This window comes from Serratia myotis, from assembly GCF_027474885.1.
GTDB lineage: Bacteria > Pseudomonadota > Gammaproteobacteria > Enterobacterales > Enterobacteriaceae > Serratia > Serratia proteamaculans.
In genome coordinates this window covers 4,016,748-4,031,426 of record NZ_CP099707.1, presented here as the reverse complement: position 1 = coordinate 4,031,426, position 14,679 = coordinate 4,016,748, and the positions used below count along the sequence as shown (strand labels likewise).

At 55.7% G+C, this 14,679-nt stretch carries 12 protein-coding genes; 9 read left to right on the top strand and 3 right to left on the bottom strand.

Annotated features, from left to right (window positions below; translation table 11 throughout):
* Positions 1 to 88 precede the first annotated feature (88 nt).
* Entirely contained in the window at positions 89 to 1,588 is a 1,500-nt protein-coding gene (gene chiB / locus NHG65_RS19070) for a chitinase ChiB (RefSeq protein WP_499182546.1), read from the bottom strand.
* A 296-nt stretch (positions 1,589 to 1,884) separates the two neighbouring features.
* Here chiB and NHG65_RS19065 point away from each other — a divergent pair, with 296 nt between their 5' ends.
* The 5 genes from NHG65_RS19065 to maeB all read left to right on the top strand — a co-directional run bounded on the left by NHG65_RS19065 (position 1,885) and on the right by maeB (position 5,746).
* Positions 1,885 to 2,211, top strand: a complete 327-nt coding sequence (locus NHG65_RS19065) for a phage holin, lambda family (protein ID WP_099063622.1) — start codon at positions 1,885 to 1,887, stop codon at positions 2,209 to 2,211.
* A 10-nt stretch (positions 2,212 to 2,221) separates the two neighbouring features.
* Positions 2,222 to 2,602: an L-Ala D-Glu endopeptidase ChiX gene (gene chiX / locus NHG65_RS19060; protein ID WP_461531901.1), complete on the top strand. Its 381-nt coding sequence runs from the start codon at positions 2,222 to 2,224 to the stop codon at positions 2,600 to 2,602.
* A complete protein-coding gene (locus NHG65_RS19055; protein WP_099063624.1) occupies positions 2,599 to 2,982 on the top strand; it encodes a DUF2570 family protein in 384 nt (127 codons plus the stop codon). Before chiX ends, NHG65_RS19055 begins: the two co-directional genes overlap by 4 nt.
* The gene (gene lysC, locus NHG65_RS19050; RefSeq protein WP_165367294.1) at positions 2,972 to 3,136 is read left to right on the top strand and encodes an Rz1-like lysis system protein LysC; all 165 of its coding nucleotides are present in this window, start codon (positions 2,972 to 2,974) and stop codon (positions 3,134 to 3,136) included. The genes NHG65_RS19055 and lysC overlap by 11 nt, the downstream gene beginning before the upstream one ends.
* Positions 3,137 to 3,466: 330 nt before the next feature.
* Positions 3,467 to 5,746 (top strand): NADP-dependent oxaloacetate-decarboxylating malate dehydrogenase, encoded by a 2,280-nt coding sequence (gene maeB / locus NHG65_RS19045; RefSeq protein WP_085118056.1) that lies wholly within the window; start codon positions 3,467 to 3,469, stop codon positions 5,744 to 5,746.
* Positions 5,747 to 5,795: 49 nt separating this feature from the next.
* On the opposite strand, the gene mmuM is transcribed toward maeB, so the two are convergent.
* Both mmuM and mmuP read right to left on the bottom strand, forming a co-directional pair.
* The gene (gene mmuM, locus NHG65_RS19040) at positions 5,796 to 6,734 is read right to left on the bottom strand and encodes a homocysteine S-methyltransferase (RefSeq protein ID WP_207978957.1); all 939 of its coding nucleotides are present in this window, start codon (positions 6,732 to 6,734) and stop codon (positions 5,796 to 5,798) included.
* A complete protein-coding gene (gene mmuP / locus NHG65_RS19035) occupies positions 6,721 to 8,133 on the bottom strand; it encodes an S-methylmethionine permease (protein ID WP_099063626.1) in 1,413 nt (470 codons plus the stop codon). The genes mmuM and mmuP overlap by 14 nt, the downstream gene beginning before the upstream one ends.
* 194 nt (positions 8,134 to 8,327) lie before the next feature.
* Between mmuP and NHG65_RS19030 the strand changes: the two genes are divergently transcribed.
* The 4 genes from NHG65_RS19030 (at position 8,328) to NHG65_RS19015 (ending at position 14,668) form a co-directional block, all read left to right on the top strand.
* Entirely contained in the window at positions 8,328 to 9,161 is an 834-nt protein-coding gene (locus NHG65_RS19030; RefSeq protein WP_499182545.1) for a ChaN family lipoprotein, read from the top strand.
* A 119-nt stretch (positions 9,162 to 9,280) separates the two neighbouring features.
* Complete coding sequence (locus NHG65_RS19025) at positions 9,281 to 10,081, top strand: TonB family protein (RefSeq protein WP_099063628.1); 801 nt, start codon at positions 9,281 to 9,283, stop codon at positions 10,079 to 10,081.
* A gap of 76 nt (positions 10,082 to 10,157) precedes the next feature.
* Entirely contained in the window at positions 10,158 to 12,293 is a 2,136-nt protein-coding gene (locus NHG65_RS19020) for a S9 family peptidase (protein ID WP_207978953.1), read from the top strand.
* A 131-nt stretch (positions 12,294 to 12,424) separates the two neighbouring features.
* A complete protein-coding gene (locus NHG65_RS19015; protein ID WP_099063629.1) occupies positions 12,425 to 14,668 on the top strand; it encodes a TonB-dependent receptor domain-containing protein in 2,244 nt (747 codons plus the stop codon).
* Positions 14,669 to 14,679: the final 11 nt, after the last annotated feature.

Genomic DNA, 14,679 nt, shown 5'->3' with positions numbered 1-14,679 from the left:
CCACGAAGGGATGCGAAAATTAAATGTTTAATGCAGTAAAAACCCCGTTGCCATCGGCCCCGGGGTTTTTTTATCGGATAACCTGCTGTTACGCCACGCGGCCCACTTTCAGCCAGGCGGTGTCGGAGCCGGGCGCCGACGTGATGTAGCCCCACTTGGTCTGCCAGACATAGCCCAGATATGACACCAACGCCCCCTGGTTATAGGTGGTACCGGCAACGTAGGCCGGGGCGCTCATGATCGGCAAATTACCCGGGCCAACGCCGGTATAACGCAGGCCGGTGCCCATATCCAGTTGGCTGTCATCGTAGTCAGTCGCGTTGAAATAGCGGTCCAGCGACGCCAGCAGATCCCCGTTACGGTTATCCTGGCCCAGGTGCCAGAACATCACGCCGCCCAACTGCTGCTGCTTGATGTACTTCGCCTTGTATTTGAAGCTTTCGACGTCGTCATAGGTGACGAACAGGCCATTGGCCGCGTGATACAGGTACGGCGTTTTGGTCTTGTCGTTCCACAGGCGCTGATAGCCGTAGTTGCCCAAAAGCATCTGTTCCAGTTGGCGGTAGGAGGCAATGCGCGGATCCTTGTCGCGGACACACTCTTCACAGCCCACCAACCAATAGTCGGTGCCCGGGAACGGATCTTCGCCCGGTGTGCTGTGGCTGCTGTACTGGCCGCCGTTGCTGCCGCTGACGCCCTTGAACGCACGGCCATAGAACGGCACACCCATGACAATTTTGTGGCTCGGCACGCCTTCCAGCATCAGGTGCTGTTGTACTGCGGCGTCCACCGTCAGGCTGAATGGGCTGGGGAAGGCGCGGGTCAGTTCTTCCCAGCTCCAGCCCAGGTTGGCTTCACGCAGCGCGTTGTAGAAGGTTGGCCCGGCGCTGTCGCCGAACAGCCCGGCCTGATGGTTGGTGATCTTTTCCCATGGGCCGGCCAGATCGTAGGTCATCAGGTTGATGTAATCGAGCGAGGCGACGATCTGCGGCAGCTTGCTGTAGTAACGCGACAGGAAGAACGCGCCACCGGCGCCGGCAATGGTCAACTGATAAGGCAGTGCCTGGCGGCCGTCGGCCTGAGTCTGCTGGTTCAGCAGGGTGCGGATTTCCTGTAGCGCGGCGACAAAGCCATCTACTTCGCTGCTCTGTGGGTATTCCCAGTCAATGTCTACGCCGTCAAAACCGTAGTCTTTCATGATGCGAACACAGGATTGTGCGAATTTGGTCCGCGCCGCCGGGGTTTTCACTGCATTGACATAGTTGGCATGGGAAACCCCCAGATCGTTGGAGTAATACCAGCCGCCGATGGAGAACATAATGCGCAGGTTGGGGTTGTGCGCTTTCAGCGCGGTTAACCGGCTGACCACGTCGCGCGCCTTGGCGTCGTTAGTGGCTGGATCCCAGGCGCATTCCAGATTGCTGTTAATGTCGAGGAACGAGAAATTAATGTGGGTCAGCTGTTTGGCCTTGGCCGGTGTGATGTTTGATACCGGGAAGGGCACGATTGAAGTATCAGACTCGGTATAGTTATTAATTTGGTTGGTTGGAATGAAATAATAACCAATAACGGCTTTACGTTCGGACATGGTATTTCTCCAGGGTTGAGGTTTTTTGTTATTGAGAGCCATTCTCTCGCCGCTATTAATGTTTATTTTTCTGATAAAGAGAAGTCGAAATAAATCACAGTAAAGATGAATTTTTTATCAATGGTTCCTGTTATTTACCTGGGCTTGTTGTGCTGTGGCTGAGCATGAATCAATTTGACCTTAGAGGCTATATTTATTCATTTGCTTTGTTATAGCATCCTTAACTAGATTCTGATGGTACCGATATCCCACCGGCCGTGATGGGCAGTTTATTAAAATAAAATAGGAGTGTAGCTATGTCCAGCTTAGAGCCAGACGCTGTTGGCTTAATTATCCAGCGAGCATGTGAATATCTCCAGCCGGTGATGAATGCCATTTTGGCGGGCATCATGGCGCTATTACATGGCGCCTACCGCAACGTAGGTATGCGGCGCCGGCTATTAAATGCAGGCATGTGTGCATTATTGGCCTGGACGGTACGCGATGCGTTGGCGCTGACCGGGCTGGAATTAAAATGGGCGAACCTTGCCAGCGTGCTGATTGGTTTCCTTGGGGCCGATTATATCAGCGCATTAATTAAAAAAATCATTGGAAAAAAGACGGGGTTTAAAAATGATAAATGAAATTGAGGACATTCAGTTTACCGCCCGCAGCGAGGCGAATTTAATCGGCGTTCATCCGGATTTGGTGCGGGTGATAAGGCTGGCGCTGCATTACTCGCTGGTGCCGTTCTCCATCACCGAGGGGCTGCGCACCATGGCTCGTCAGCGTGATCTGGTGCGCGGTGGTCAAAGCCAGACGCTGAAAAGCCGTCATTTGACCGGCCATGCGGTGGATGTGGTGGCGATGCCGGCGGGCGTGGTGTCCTGGGAATGGGATTATTACGCGCAAATCGCCGTAGCAGTGCGCCGTGCGGCACGCGAATGTGCCGTCAGCGTTGAGTGGGGCGGGGAATGGAAAACGCTGAAGGACGGGCCGCACTTCCAGCTTTCCTTCAGGGATTATCCGGCATGAGCGGCTTGTTGAGCCGGCTGGTGCAGGGGGGATGGCTGTTGTTGTTGTTGGCAGCCATCTGCCTTGGCGGCTATAGCTCGCTGTTGTCGCACCGGCTGGAATTGGTGCAGCAGCAGGCGGGTGAACAGCAAAAGACCCTGGCGCAGCAGGCAGGGTTGATTGCCACGTTGCAAATTCAGGATGCACAGAACCGGGCGCTGATGGCGGCCCAACAGCAGCAGGAGCAGCAGTTGCGCCAGCAAAGCGACGTTTATCAGAGGAAATACCGTGAAGCGATCAAAAATGACGCCTGCGCTGGGCAGCCTATGCCTGATGCTGTTATTGAGCTCCTGCGCCCAACCGCCGCAGGCAGCAGTGCCGGTGGTGCTGTTGCCCCCTGAATCGGTGTTTACCCCGTGCCAGCAGCCGCAGTTATTGGGCAGTACCTGGGGCGACGCGCTGAGTTACACCCTGGCACTACAAACCTCGTTACAAATTTGCGCCGGCCGGGTGGCAACGCTCAACGCCTGGCGTGCCCAACTGCCGTCGCACTGACGGCACTCAGGCTACTGATAATGTCCGATATTAGGGAGAGCGTGCCGAAGGGGTCGTAGCAGCCTTGGCTGCCGGAGCGCCCCTCGGTGCGCTAGGCCCGGGTATCTCGAGCTAAAAAACAACTTTGTTATCAAACTCACTAGCGTCGCACTGACGGCAGTGTTTTTCTTTTCCGTCCTGTGGTACTTCTTTTTTTACTTTTAAAAAACTATTTCGATCAAGGTTATGGCCCGGTTCAAAGTTTGTGACGTTTCTCTCACTATACTGGTCTAGCCTTAAAGGTTTACAAGTCTTACCTCAACATAAAAGCAAAAAGCATAGGAACCCATAATGGACGAACAGCTCAAACAGAGTGCGCTTGATTTTCACCAGTATCCGGTCCCAGGGAAGATCCAGGTATCTCCAACCAAACCGCTGGCAACGCAACGCGATCTGGCGCTGGCCTACTCGCCGGGCGTCGCAGCCCCTTGTCTGGAAATTGCTGCCGATCCGCTGGCGGCCTACAAGTACACCGCGCGTGGCAACCTGGTGGCGGTGATTTCCAACGGCACGGCAGTGCTCGGGCTGGGCAATATCGGCGCCTTGGCCGGTAAGCCGGTAATGGAAGGGAAAGGCGTCCTGTTCAAGAAATTTTCCGGTATCGACGTGTTTGATATCGAAGTGGATGAGCTAAACCCTGACAAGCTGATCGACATCATTGCCTCTCTGGAGCCCACCTTCGGTGGCATCAACCTGGAAGACATCAAAGCGCCAGAGTGTTTCTACATCGAGCAGAAACTGCGTGAACGCATGAAGATCCCGGTGTTTCATGACGATCAGCACGGCACCGCCATTATCACCACCGCCGCAGTGCTGAACGGCCTGCGGGTAGTGAAAAAGAATATTTCCGACGTGCGGCTGGTGGTTTCCGGTGCCGGTGCCGCGTCGATCGCCTGTTTAAACCTGCTGGTGGCGCTGGGGTTGCGTCAGCAGAACATTACCGTCTGCGATTCCAAAGGGGTGATCTACAAAGGTCGCGACGCCAACATGGAGCAGACCAAGGCGGCCTACGCCATTGAAGATAACGGCCAGCGGACGCTGGGGGACGCGATCCCCGATGCCGATATCTTCCTCGGTTGTTCCGGCCCGGGCGTATTGACCCAGGATATGGTGAAAACCATGGCCAAGGACCCGCTGATCATGGCGCTGGCCAACCCGGAACCGGAGATCTTGCCGCCGCTGGCGAAAGCCGTGCGTCCGGACGCCATTATCTGTACCGGCCGTTCCGACTACCCGAACCAGGTGAACAACGTATTGTGCTTCCCGTTCATCTTCCGTGGCGCGCTGGACGTGGGCGCAACCACCATCAACGAAGAAATGAAGCTGGCCTGTGTGCATGCGATTGCCGATCTGGCATTGGCTGAGCAGAGCGACGTAGTGGCTTCGGCCTATGGCGACCAGGACCTGTCATTTGGCCCTGAATACATCATTCCAAAACCTTTCGACCCGCGTCTGATTGTTAAAATTGCTCCGGCGGTCGCCAAGGCGGCGATGGAGTCCGGCGTGGCGACGCGTCCGATCGAAGACTTTGACGCCTACGTCGAAAAACTGTCCGAGTTCGTCTACAAAACCAACCTGTTCATGAAGCCGATTTTCTCCCAGGCGAAGAAAGAAATGAAGCGCGTGGTGATGGCGGAAGGCGAAGAGGAAAGGGTACTGCATGCGACTCAGGAACTGGTGTCGCAGGGGCTGGCCTATCCAATCCTGGTCGGTCGTCCGAGCGTGATTGAAATGCGCCTGAAAAAACTCGGCCTGCAACTGACGGCAGGTAAAGACTTTGAAGTGGTGAACAACGAGTCCGATCCGCGTTTCAACGAATACTGGGGTGAGTATTACCAGATCATGAAACGCCGCGGTGTATCGCAAGAGCAGGCGCGCCGTGCGGTGATTGGTAACCCGACGCTGATTGCCGCCATCATGCTGCATCGCGGTGAAGCGGATGCGATGATTTGCGGCACCATCGGCAGTTACCACGAACATTACGACGTGGTTGAGAAAGTGTTTGGCTTCCGCGAGGGGGCACACGTCGCCGGGGCGATGAATGCGCTGCTGCTGCCAAGCGGTAACACCTTTATTGCCGACACCTATGTCAATGACGATCCTACCCCGGAACAACTGGCAGAAATCACCCTGATGGCGGCGGAAACCGTACGCCGCTTCGGTATTGAGCCGAAAGTGGCGCTGCTGTCCCATTCCAGCTTTGGTTCCTCCGATAACCCGGCGGCCTGCAAAATGCGCAAAACGCTGGAGCTGGTGAACAAGATGGCGCCGGAACTGGAAATTGACGGTGAGATGCACGGCGATGCCGCGCTGGTAGAGAGCATTCGTAATGATCTGATGCCGGACAGCCCGCTGAAAGGGGCGGCCAACGTGTTGATCATGCCGAATATGGAAGCGGCGCGCATCAGCTACAACCTGCTGCGCGTCTCCTCTTCCGAAGGGGTCACCGTAGGGCCGGTGCTGATGGGGGTATCGAAACCGGTACACATCCTGACGCCAATCGCCTCGGTACGCCGTATCGTCAACATGGTGGCGCTGGCCGTGGTAGAAGCGCAGACCACACCGCTGTAAGCCTTTAGCGATAAACCGCCCCCTGACGCCCTCGGCGCAGGGGGTTTTTTTATGCCTTGCAGCTGGCCGCGATCTGACGGATATCCTGCGGCGTAGTACGGCAGCAGCCACCAATCAGTCGCGCACCGATGCCTTGCCACTCGCCAATTTGATCAATCAGGCTGCCGTGTGCGCCGCCGCAGGCATGCCAGGTTTTGCTCACCGCGTCGTAGTGTTCACCGGAGTTCGGATAGACCAGCAGCGGTTTGTCAGCCAGGGCGGCAAACTGTTGCAGTGCCGGGGTTACATTTTCCAGTGCAATGCAGTTAATGCCGATGGCCAGCACCTGTGGATTGGCGTGTAACAACGCCATGACCTCAGTCAGCGGTGTCCCGTCGCTGAGGTGTTGGCTGTCGCGCAAGGTGAAAGCGAACCAGGCGCCCAGCGTCGGGAATTCTTGTAACAACGTCAGCAACGCCTGCAGTTCGCTGAAGGACGGCAGGGTTTCGCAAGCCAGTAAATCCACCCCGGCTTCGGCTAACGCCTGGATACGCGGGCGGTGGAAGGCGATCATCTCTTCCTGCGGCAGTGAGTAATCGCCGCGATATTCAGACCCATCGGCCAGATAAGCGCCATACGGCCCCACCGAGCCGGCAATCAACAAGGGGGCAGCTTGCGGATGCTGCATCAGGTAATCACTGCGCGCCTGCTGCGCCAGTTGCACGCTTTTGGCAATCAGCGCCAGTGACTGCGCTTGATCCAGACCCCGGCGTAAAAAGCCTTGCGGCGTGGCCTGATAGCTGGCGGTGATGGCGCACTGTGCCCCCGCTTCGAAATAATCGAGATGCACCTGATAAATCAGCTCAGGGTTTTCAATCAGCACTTTTGCCGACCACAGCGGGTCGCTGAGGTCACAGCCGCGCGCTTCCAGTTCGGTAGCCAGCGCGCCGTCTAAAATCAGCGTGCCGTTAGCGGCCAAGAGGGGGGCTACGGGGTTATTGACCGACATGATTCTCTCCCAGTGAGGTTTTTTGCCCGGCACGGCGGGTCAGATAATAGGCGATGTAGCACAGGGCGACAAACGGCAGGCCACAGTAAAGCGCGATGCGCTGCTCGGGATCGAACGCCAGCCCGACACAGGCCAACAGGCACAGGGCGAAACCGACAATCGGTGTGAGCGGATACCCCGGCGCGCGGTATTTCAGGCCGGAGATCGGCTGGCCGCTGCGGACATAATGACGGCGGAAAGCGAAGTGCGAGGCACAGATGCTTAACCAGACCACCACCACCGCAAAGCCGGAAATCGCCGACAGCGCCACGAACACCGTGTCCGGGGCGATCACGCTGGTCAGCAGTGCCAGTACGCCGCCGAGCATGCTGAAGGTCAGCGCATTAATCGGAATGCCGCGTTTATTCACGCGGGAGAAATAGGCCGGCAGAGTACGCTGGTTGGCCAGCGACCACAGCATGCGGCCCGAAGCGTACAGGCCCGAGTTAGCCGCCGACAAAATGGCGGTCAGGATCACGAAATTAAAGATGTCGGCGGCATAGGGTACGCCGATGCGTTCAAACACCAGTACAAAGGGGCTTTTGACAATCCCGGCCTGATCCATCGGGATCAGCGCCGCCAAAATAAACACCGTGCCGATAAAGAACAGCATCAAGCGGATCACCGTGGTACGTATCGCCCAGGGCACCACCTTTTCCGGGTTCTCGGTTTCGCCGGCGGCAATGCCGATCAACTCAGTACCGGAGAAGGCGAAGTTCACCGCCACCATGGTCATCAGGATCGGCAAAGTACCGTTCGGCAGCCAGCCGGAAGCGGTCAGGTTATGCAGGAAGGGCGCCGGGGTGCCGTCTTTCATCGGCAGCAGGCCGAACATCGCCGCACCGCCGAGAATGATAAACGCCAGAATAGTGATCACCTTGATCAGCGAGAACCAGAATTCGCTTTCAGCAAAGAAGCGGGTGGTGACCACGTTGAGCAGGAAAATAGCTGCGCAGAAGATCAAACACCACAGCCACACCGGTGATTGCGGGAACCAATACTGCATGCAGAAACCGGCGGCGGTCAGGCTGGAGCCCAATGCAACCGTCCAGGTCAGCCAGTATAGCCAGGCGACGGTGTAACCGGTGGCCGGACCAAGATAACGTGAAGCATAGACGTGGAAGGCACCGGTTTCCGGCATCGCCACCGACAGTTCCCCCAGACACAGCATCACCAGATAGACCACCAGCGCGCCGATCAAGTAGGCCAGCAGGGTGCCGAGAGCGCCGGTGGTGGAAATGATATAACCGGTGTTGAAGAACAGTCCGGTGCCAATCACACCGCCTAGCGACAGCATCACCAGATGCCGGGCTTTCATGGTGCGTTTGAACTGTCCTTCGGTGGGAACGGCTGAGTGCATAATTTCTTGTCCGTATAGACGTCTGGGCTGCTAAGTGGCTATTGGTTATACCCGCAATACTTCATGAAATCAATGTGTGAGCGAAAACCATAAAGTAAAAAAATAGTTATCGACGTCTCAGGATCGGGTGCGACCTATATGCAAATGATAATTATTATCTATAATGTCGCCACTTTTTAAGACAGGGCAGCATCATGAGATTTCTGATTTTATTGACCGTGCTGGCGCTCGGCGCCTGTAGTCAGGCCCCGGTTTCCTCACCAAAAAATACCCTCGACAAGCTGGGGAAAATAACCGACTTGCATACGGGGGAAACCCTGACGCCTGACCAACTGCTGACCCGTTTGGCCGCTCAGCCACGGGTTATCGTTGGGGAAAAACATGACAACCCGTATCACCACCAGATTGAACTGTGGCTGGTGCAAAACCTGCCGCAGCAACGGCCGCAGGGCAGCGTGCTGATGGAGATGATTAACCCGAATCAGCAGGCCAAGGTAGATCAGGTGAAGCACTGGCTGCAGGGCAGCCCGGCGGTACGCGACAGCCGTGTGGCGGAGTTGATCGACTGGCAGCCAGGCTGGAAATGGTCGCTGTATGGCGAGCTGACGATGGTGGCGATGCGCGCACCGTACCCGCTGTGGTCGGCCAACCTGGATCGCGATGAGATCATGGCGTTTTATCAGCAGCCGTCTTTCCCACAGGGCCAACTGTCGGTGCGTCCGACGGTGCAGAAGGCACTGGAAGAAACTATCCGTACTTCGCACGGTGGGAAGATTGAACCTCAGCAGCTGCATGCGATGTTGGCGATCCAGCAGCAACACGACCGGCGCATGGCTGAACGTTTGCTGGCGGCCCCGACGCCGACGCTGCTGATTGCCGGCGGCTACCATGCTGCCAAGACGGTGGGGGTGCCGCTGCATGTGCAGGATCTGCAGCCGACGGCGTTGCCGACCGTGTTGATGCTGGCTGAACCTGGTGTGCAGCTCGATAAGCAGGTGGCGGATTACCTATGGGTTACCCTGCGATAACCCCTGAGGTTAAATGATTAAGTTAAGACAGTGAAAAGAACTGTTAATACAAATTACAAATGATTATCATTAGCAAATGAGATCTAAAATCATTCGTAATTAAATAGTCTAATATCCCTATGTTAAGTCAGTCTTTATCTTACCCGGCCGTCGCTCTGCCGCAGCCGCGTTGGGCTCGTGGTTTTCTGTGTGCGATAGCGGCACATGCGGCGCTGGTGCTGCTGTTTTACTGGCCGTCTTCGTCGTTGCCGCCGATGCAGTTGCCACCACCGGCGGTGATGATGAGTTGGGCTGCGCAGATTGAGGCATCGGATAGCCCCAGGCCGCTGCCGTTGGGCGTGCAACAGGCGGAGTCCGCAGCGGCACAACCGGCCGAACAGCAGGAACAGCCGGACTTGCCGAAGTTGGCGCGGGCTGAAAAGACCAAAATTAGCGTGGCTGAGAAAAAGCGGACCGAACACCGGCCACCGCAGAAAGCTCAGCCGAAGCCGGAAGAGCAGGCGAAAGAAGCCAGGCACGCCGCCGCGTCCAGCGCCGCAGCGCCGAAAGCGCTGAATATCTCCCGGCAGACGGCAGCGCCGCTGAACAGCGATTCCGCAAGCCGCGTGCAGGCCAAGCTGTCGTGGGAGAGTCAGGTGAAGGGAATGCTAAACCGCATCAAACGTTATCCGCCGGATGCGCAGCGTCGTCGCCGTAGCGGTATGCCGCAGGTGTCTTTTTTTGTGGATGCGCAGGGGCGGGTTTTCGATCTGGTATTGCATGCCCCGTCGGGCACTGCCTCGCTGGATCGGGAGGCGTTAGCGGTGGTGATGCGAGCACAACCGCTGCCACCACCACCGGGCGAGATGCTGCGGCAGGGTAATGTACAGGTGACGATGCCGATTGATTTTAATCTGGCGGCATTGAACGCCAGCCAATAATTTATTCCGTGAGCAGCGGCCTTGGTTTATCTAAACCAGGGGCGGGGTTGCTTATGCCAAACCATCGTGAGGGATTATGAAACATCCATTTCTGTCGGTTCGTCGTCGTTGGCGTACGGCCGCCTATGCAGCGATTTCATTGAGTTTATTGGGGCAGGTAGCCTGGGCGGAACCACTGGCACCCAGCGCTGAGATTATCCCGCATTCGTTAACCGCTCAGGGGGAAACCCGGGTGGATGATTATTATTGGCTGCGCGACGACAGCCGCCAGAATAAAAAGGTGCTGAATTATCTGACGGCGGAAAACCGTTATACCGAGCAAATGATGCAGCCGTATAAAAAACTGCGCGATACGCTGTATCAGGAAATGCTGGGCCGTATGAGCCCGGAAGATCGCTCGGTGCCTTATCAGCTTAACGGTTATCGCTATCAGGAAAGCTATGCGGCGGGCAAGGATTTTGCCCTGTATCAACGCCAGGCTTTGACGGCCGATGCGCCATGGCAAACCTTGCTGGACGCCAATCAGCGCGCTGTGGGCCAGGATTATTATCGTCTGGCCGGGTTGGAGATCAGCCAGGATAATCGGCAGATGGCGATCGCTGAAGATTTGCAGGGGCGCAGGCAGTACCGTATCTCATTGCAGGATATCGATAGCGGAAAATGGGCTCCGGAAGTGATTGAAAATACCTCCGGTGATATGGCGTGGGCCAATGATGGCAAGACGCTGTTCTATATCCGCAATCACCCGCAGACCTTGCTGCCGTATCAGGTTTATCGTCATCAATCCGGCACGCCGGTCACGGACGATAAACTGGTGTATCAGGAAAACGACGGCGGTTTTTATCTGAGCCTCGGCCGATCTTCCTCACGTGACTACGTCATTATTAGCATCAGCGGCAATACCACCTCGGAGGCGCGGCTGATCGATGCTAATCAGCCGCTGAGCACCCCGGTGTTGTTCGCTGCGCGCAAGAACGGCCTCGAGTATTATTTGGATCACTATCGCGGTGAGTTCTATCTGCGCTCCAACCACCAGAGCCCGCATTTTGGCTTGTATCACACCGCGGCGGTCGACAAGCCGTGGCAGACGCTGATAGCGCCGCAGGAAAAGAACGAGGTTGAGGGCTTTACCCTGTTCCGCGACTGGCTGGTGGTGAAGGAGCGTGGCGAGGGGCTGGTGCAACTGCGGCAAATCAGTTGGGACGGTAAAACTCAGCGTAGTATTCCGTTCGATGACGCCAGCTATATGGCCTGGCTGGGTTATAACCCCGATCCGGACAACCCGCAGTTGCGCTACGGCTATTCGGCGATGACCACCCCGACCCGGACTTACCAATGGGATCTCAATAAAGGCGAGCGCACCCTGCTGAAACAGCAGGAAGTGAAGGGGGTGGATCCCAGCCAGTATCATAGCGAGCGGGTGTGGATTCAGGCGCGTGACGGTGTGAAGGTGCCGGTCTCGCTGGTCTACAACAAAGCAATGTTCAAAGCGGGGCACAGCCCGCTGCTGGTGTACGGTTATGGTGCTTACGGCATGAGCATGGATCCGGCCTTTAGCGCTAACCGCATCAGTTTGCTGGATCGCGGTTTCGTTTATGCGTTGATCCACGTGCGTGGTGGCGGTGAGTTGGGGCAGAACTGGTACCAACAGGGCAAACTGATCCATAAGCCGAACTCCTTCAACGACTTTATCGATGCCACCCAGGCATTAATCCAACAGGGGTATGGTCAGCCGGGGCGGATTTACGCCATGGGCGGCAGCGCCGGTGGACTGCTGATGGGAGCGGTGATCAATCAGGCACCGCAGTTGTATAACGCGGTGGTGGCGCAGGTGCCTTTCGTTGATGTGCTGACCACCATGCTGGACGACGGCATTCCGCTGACGGTCGGTGAATACGAGGAGTGGGGCAACCCGAATCAAGCGCAGGCCTATTCGTTGATGAAGTCCTATAGTCCCTACGACAACGTGCGTAAGCAGGCCTATCCGAACCTGCTGGTCACCAGCGGCCTGTATGACTCGCAGGTGCAATATTGGGAGCCGGCCAAATGGGTCGCCAAACTGCGTCGCTTTAAACAGGGCGATTCACTGTTGCTGCTGGCGACCGATATGACGGCTGGCCACGGCGGAAAATCTGGCCGTCTGACGCGGCTGGAAAGTAACGCGCTGGAATACAGCTTTATTATGGCGATGGATCAGAAAACACAGAAATAACCATTACCACCGTCGGGTAATAAACCCGACGGTTTATTAAAACTATAAAAAATGAATTTACCGTCGATTTCGGCGGACTTTTTGCTGGGCATTGTCGGCCACCAAACCTTTTTGGCAATTTCTGGGGATATATGAAAATCAAATTAATAGTAAGCCTGATCGGCGCGGGAATAGCGCTGAGCGGGATGGCGACGGCTGCGCAGAACGGGGTTGAAGAGGGAAAGGGCCAGGTGGTTTTCAGCCCATTGAATGTTTCGGCGGCAGAGAGCAGTAACAGTAGCAGTGAAAAAGAAGCGCTGGAAAAGCCCGGAGCTTTCAGCTCACGCGGGGAAAATAAGAATCTGGAGTCGGTAGACAGCATCCTGCGCAGCATGCCGGGTACCTATACCCAGATAGACCCAGGCCAGGGTTCGGTCAGCGTTAATATCCGTGGCATGAGCGGCTTTGGTCGTGTTAATACCATGGTTGATGGCATCACCCAGAACTACTATGGCAGCTCACCCAGCGACGCGGCGCATGGCGGCCTGCCTACCAGTCAGTTTGGTGCGCTGATCGATCCCAACTTTATCGTCGGCGTTGATGTGGCTCGCGGTAATGCGACGGGGTCCGCGGGTGTTAATGCGCTGGCAGGCAGCGCCAACTTCCGCACGATTGGTGTGGATGACGTGGTGTTTTCGGATAACCCCTTTGGCGTGCGCACCAAATTTTCTGTAGGCAATAACGGTATTGGCCGCAGCGGTATGATCGCCGTGGGTGGGAAAACCGACGCATTCGGCGACGGCGGTAGTTTGGGAGCCATGGCGGCTATCAGCGGCAGCTCCATCACCTCTAATTATAAGAACGGCTCAGGATTTGACAGTGAAGAGTTTAATGTCGATAAAACCTATCGCCAGAATCCTAAATCCCAGTTATTCAAAGTGGATATTAAACCTGACGCCTTTAATAGCATTGAACTGTCAGCCAGAACTTATCAAAATAAGATCACCCGACGCCATATCGACAGTAATGACTTTTATATTAAATATCATTACGCCCCGTTTTCAGAGCTGATTGACTTTAATCTGACGGCCAGTACCAGCCGGGGTGAGCAGAAGTTTATGTCCGACAATATGGCGGGCTTTAGCGACAGCACAGCGAAAAATATCTCCGACGCGCTGGATGTGAACAATACCAGCCGTTTCAGCCTGCAGGAGGTTGATTTTGCCTTCAGCTACGGTGGCAAGCTGATTCGCAACGAATACAAGAAACATGCCTCCGGTCTGGTGACAGACGAGGGCCAGGCGGAAAGCTCGCCGGTCGGCATTGCAGGAAAACAAAATATTGCCAGTATTTACAGTGGCCTGCAGCTTAATTACGGCATCTGGCAGGGTAACTTTGACCTAAACTACAGCGCCTATGATATTTCCGGCTATAAACCCGCCTGCGATGAGCGCGTCGCCTGCTTCCCGCAGGGGGCCAGTAACATCAATTTGAAAGAGCATGGCTTTAACCCGGCGGTGATGTTGTCCGCGCAGGTAACGCCGTGGTTGCAGCCGTTCGTCAGCTACAACAAATCCATGCGTGGGCCGAATATTCAGGAAGTATTCTTCGCCAACAGCGGTGGGCAGTCGATGAACCCGTTCCTTAAGGGGGAAACGGCAGAAACCTGGCAGGCGGGTTTTAACGCCAATGCGCATGACCTGCTGTTTAAACAGGACAGTTTCCAGCTCAAGGCGGTGTATTTTGAATCGAAAATCAAAAATTACATTTCCAGCCAGAGCTACATGGTGTGCAGCAATCGCCAAAAATGTAATCGTGCCCAGACTAGTCAGGAGGAATGGGATAACGCCGATGTGAATGTCGCCATGACTATGTACAGCAACTCTTACGAGCCAGTCAGGTCACGCGGGGTGGAAGTGGAGGCGATGTATGATGCCGGTTTTGCTTACACCAAACTTTCTCTGAGCAAAGAACACACCAGTCAGCCGACCAATCAGGCCAGCAATGTGTTCGGTGCCGGTGACATTAGCGAGTTACCGGAGTTGTACTTCACGCTGGATACGGGGGTGCGTTTGCTGGATGAGAAATTGACGCTGGGCGGGCTGGTGAAATATACCGGCAAAACGGTGCGACTTTCTCCCGACTCCAACGTTGATGAGAATGAACAGTTGATGAAAGAACCGGCACCGCATATCCCAACGGTTATCGACCTGTACAGCACCTATCAGTTCAACCGCAATCTGCTGTTGAAATTCAGCGTGCAGAACCTGATGGACAAAGATTATTCCGATGCATTGAACAAGATGAACGCTATGCCGTCGCAGTCGCAGGATTTATCACCGACCAACACCGCCCGCGGCCGAACCTATATCTTCGGCGGGGAGGTGCGATTCTAAGCGCAATGCGG

Excerpts from the sequence above, each read along its gene's own strand:
- chiB (WP_499182546.1), bottom strand. The coding sequence starts at position 1,588 with ATGTCCGAACGTAAAGCCGTTATTGGTTATTATTTCATTCCAACCAAC.
- NHG65_RS19065 (WP_099063622.1), top strand. The coding sequence starts at position 1,885 with ATGTCCAGCTTAGAGCCAGACGCTGTTGGCTTAATTATCCAGCGAGCA.
- NHG65_RS19055 (WP_099063624.1), top strand. The coding sequence starts at position 2,599 with ATGAGCGGCTTGTTGAGCCGGCTGGTGCAGGGGGGATGGCTGTTGTTG.
- maeB (WP_085118056.1), top strand. The coding sequence starts at position 3,467 with ATGGACGAACAGCTCAAACAGAGTGCGCTTGATTTTCACCAGTATCCG.
- mmuM (WP_207978957.1), bottom strand. The coding sequence starts at position 6,734 with ATGTCGGTCAATAACCCCGTAGCCCCCCTCTTGGCCGCTAACGGCACG.
- mmuP (WP_099063626.1), bottom strand. The coding sequence starts at position 8,133 with ATGCACTCAGCCGTTCCCACCGAAGGACAGTTCAAACGCACCATGAAA.
- NHG65_RS19030 (WP_499182545.1), top strand. The coding sequence starts at position 8,328 with ATGAGATTTCTGATTTTATTGACCGTGCTGGCGCTCGGCGCCTGTAGT.
- NHG65_RS19025 (WP_099063628.1), top strand. The coding sequence starts at position 9,281 with ATGTTAAGTCAGTCTTTATCTTACCCGGCCGTCGCTCTGCCGCAGCCG.
- NHG65_RS19020 (WP_207978953.1), top strand. The coding sequence starts at position 10,158 with ATGAAACATCCATTTCTGTCGGTTCGTCGTCGTTGGCGTACGGCCGCC.
- NHG65_RS19015 (WP_099063629.1), top strand. The coding sequence starts at position 12,425 with ATGAAAATCAAATTAATAGTAAGCCTGATCGGCGCGGGAATAGCGCTG.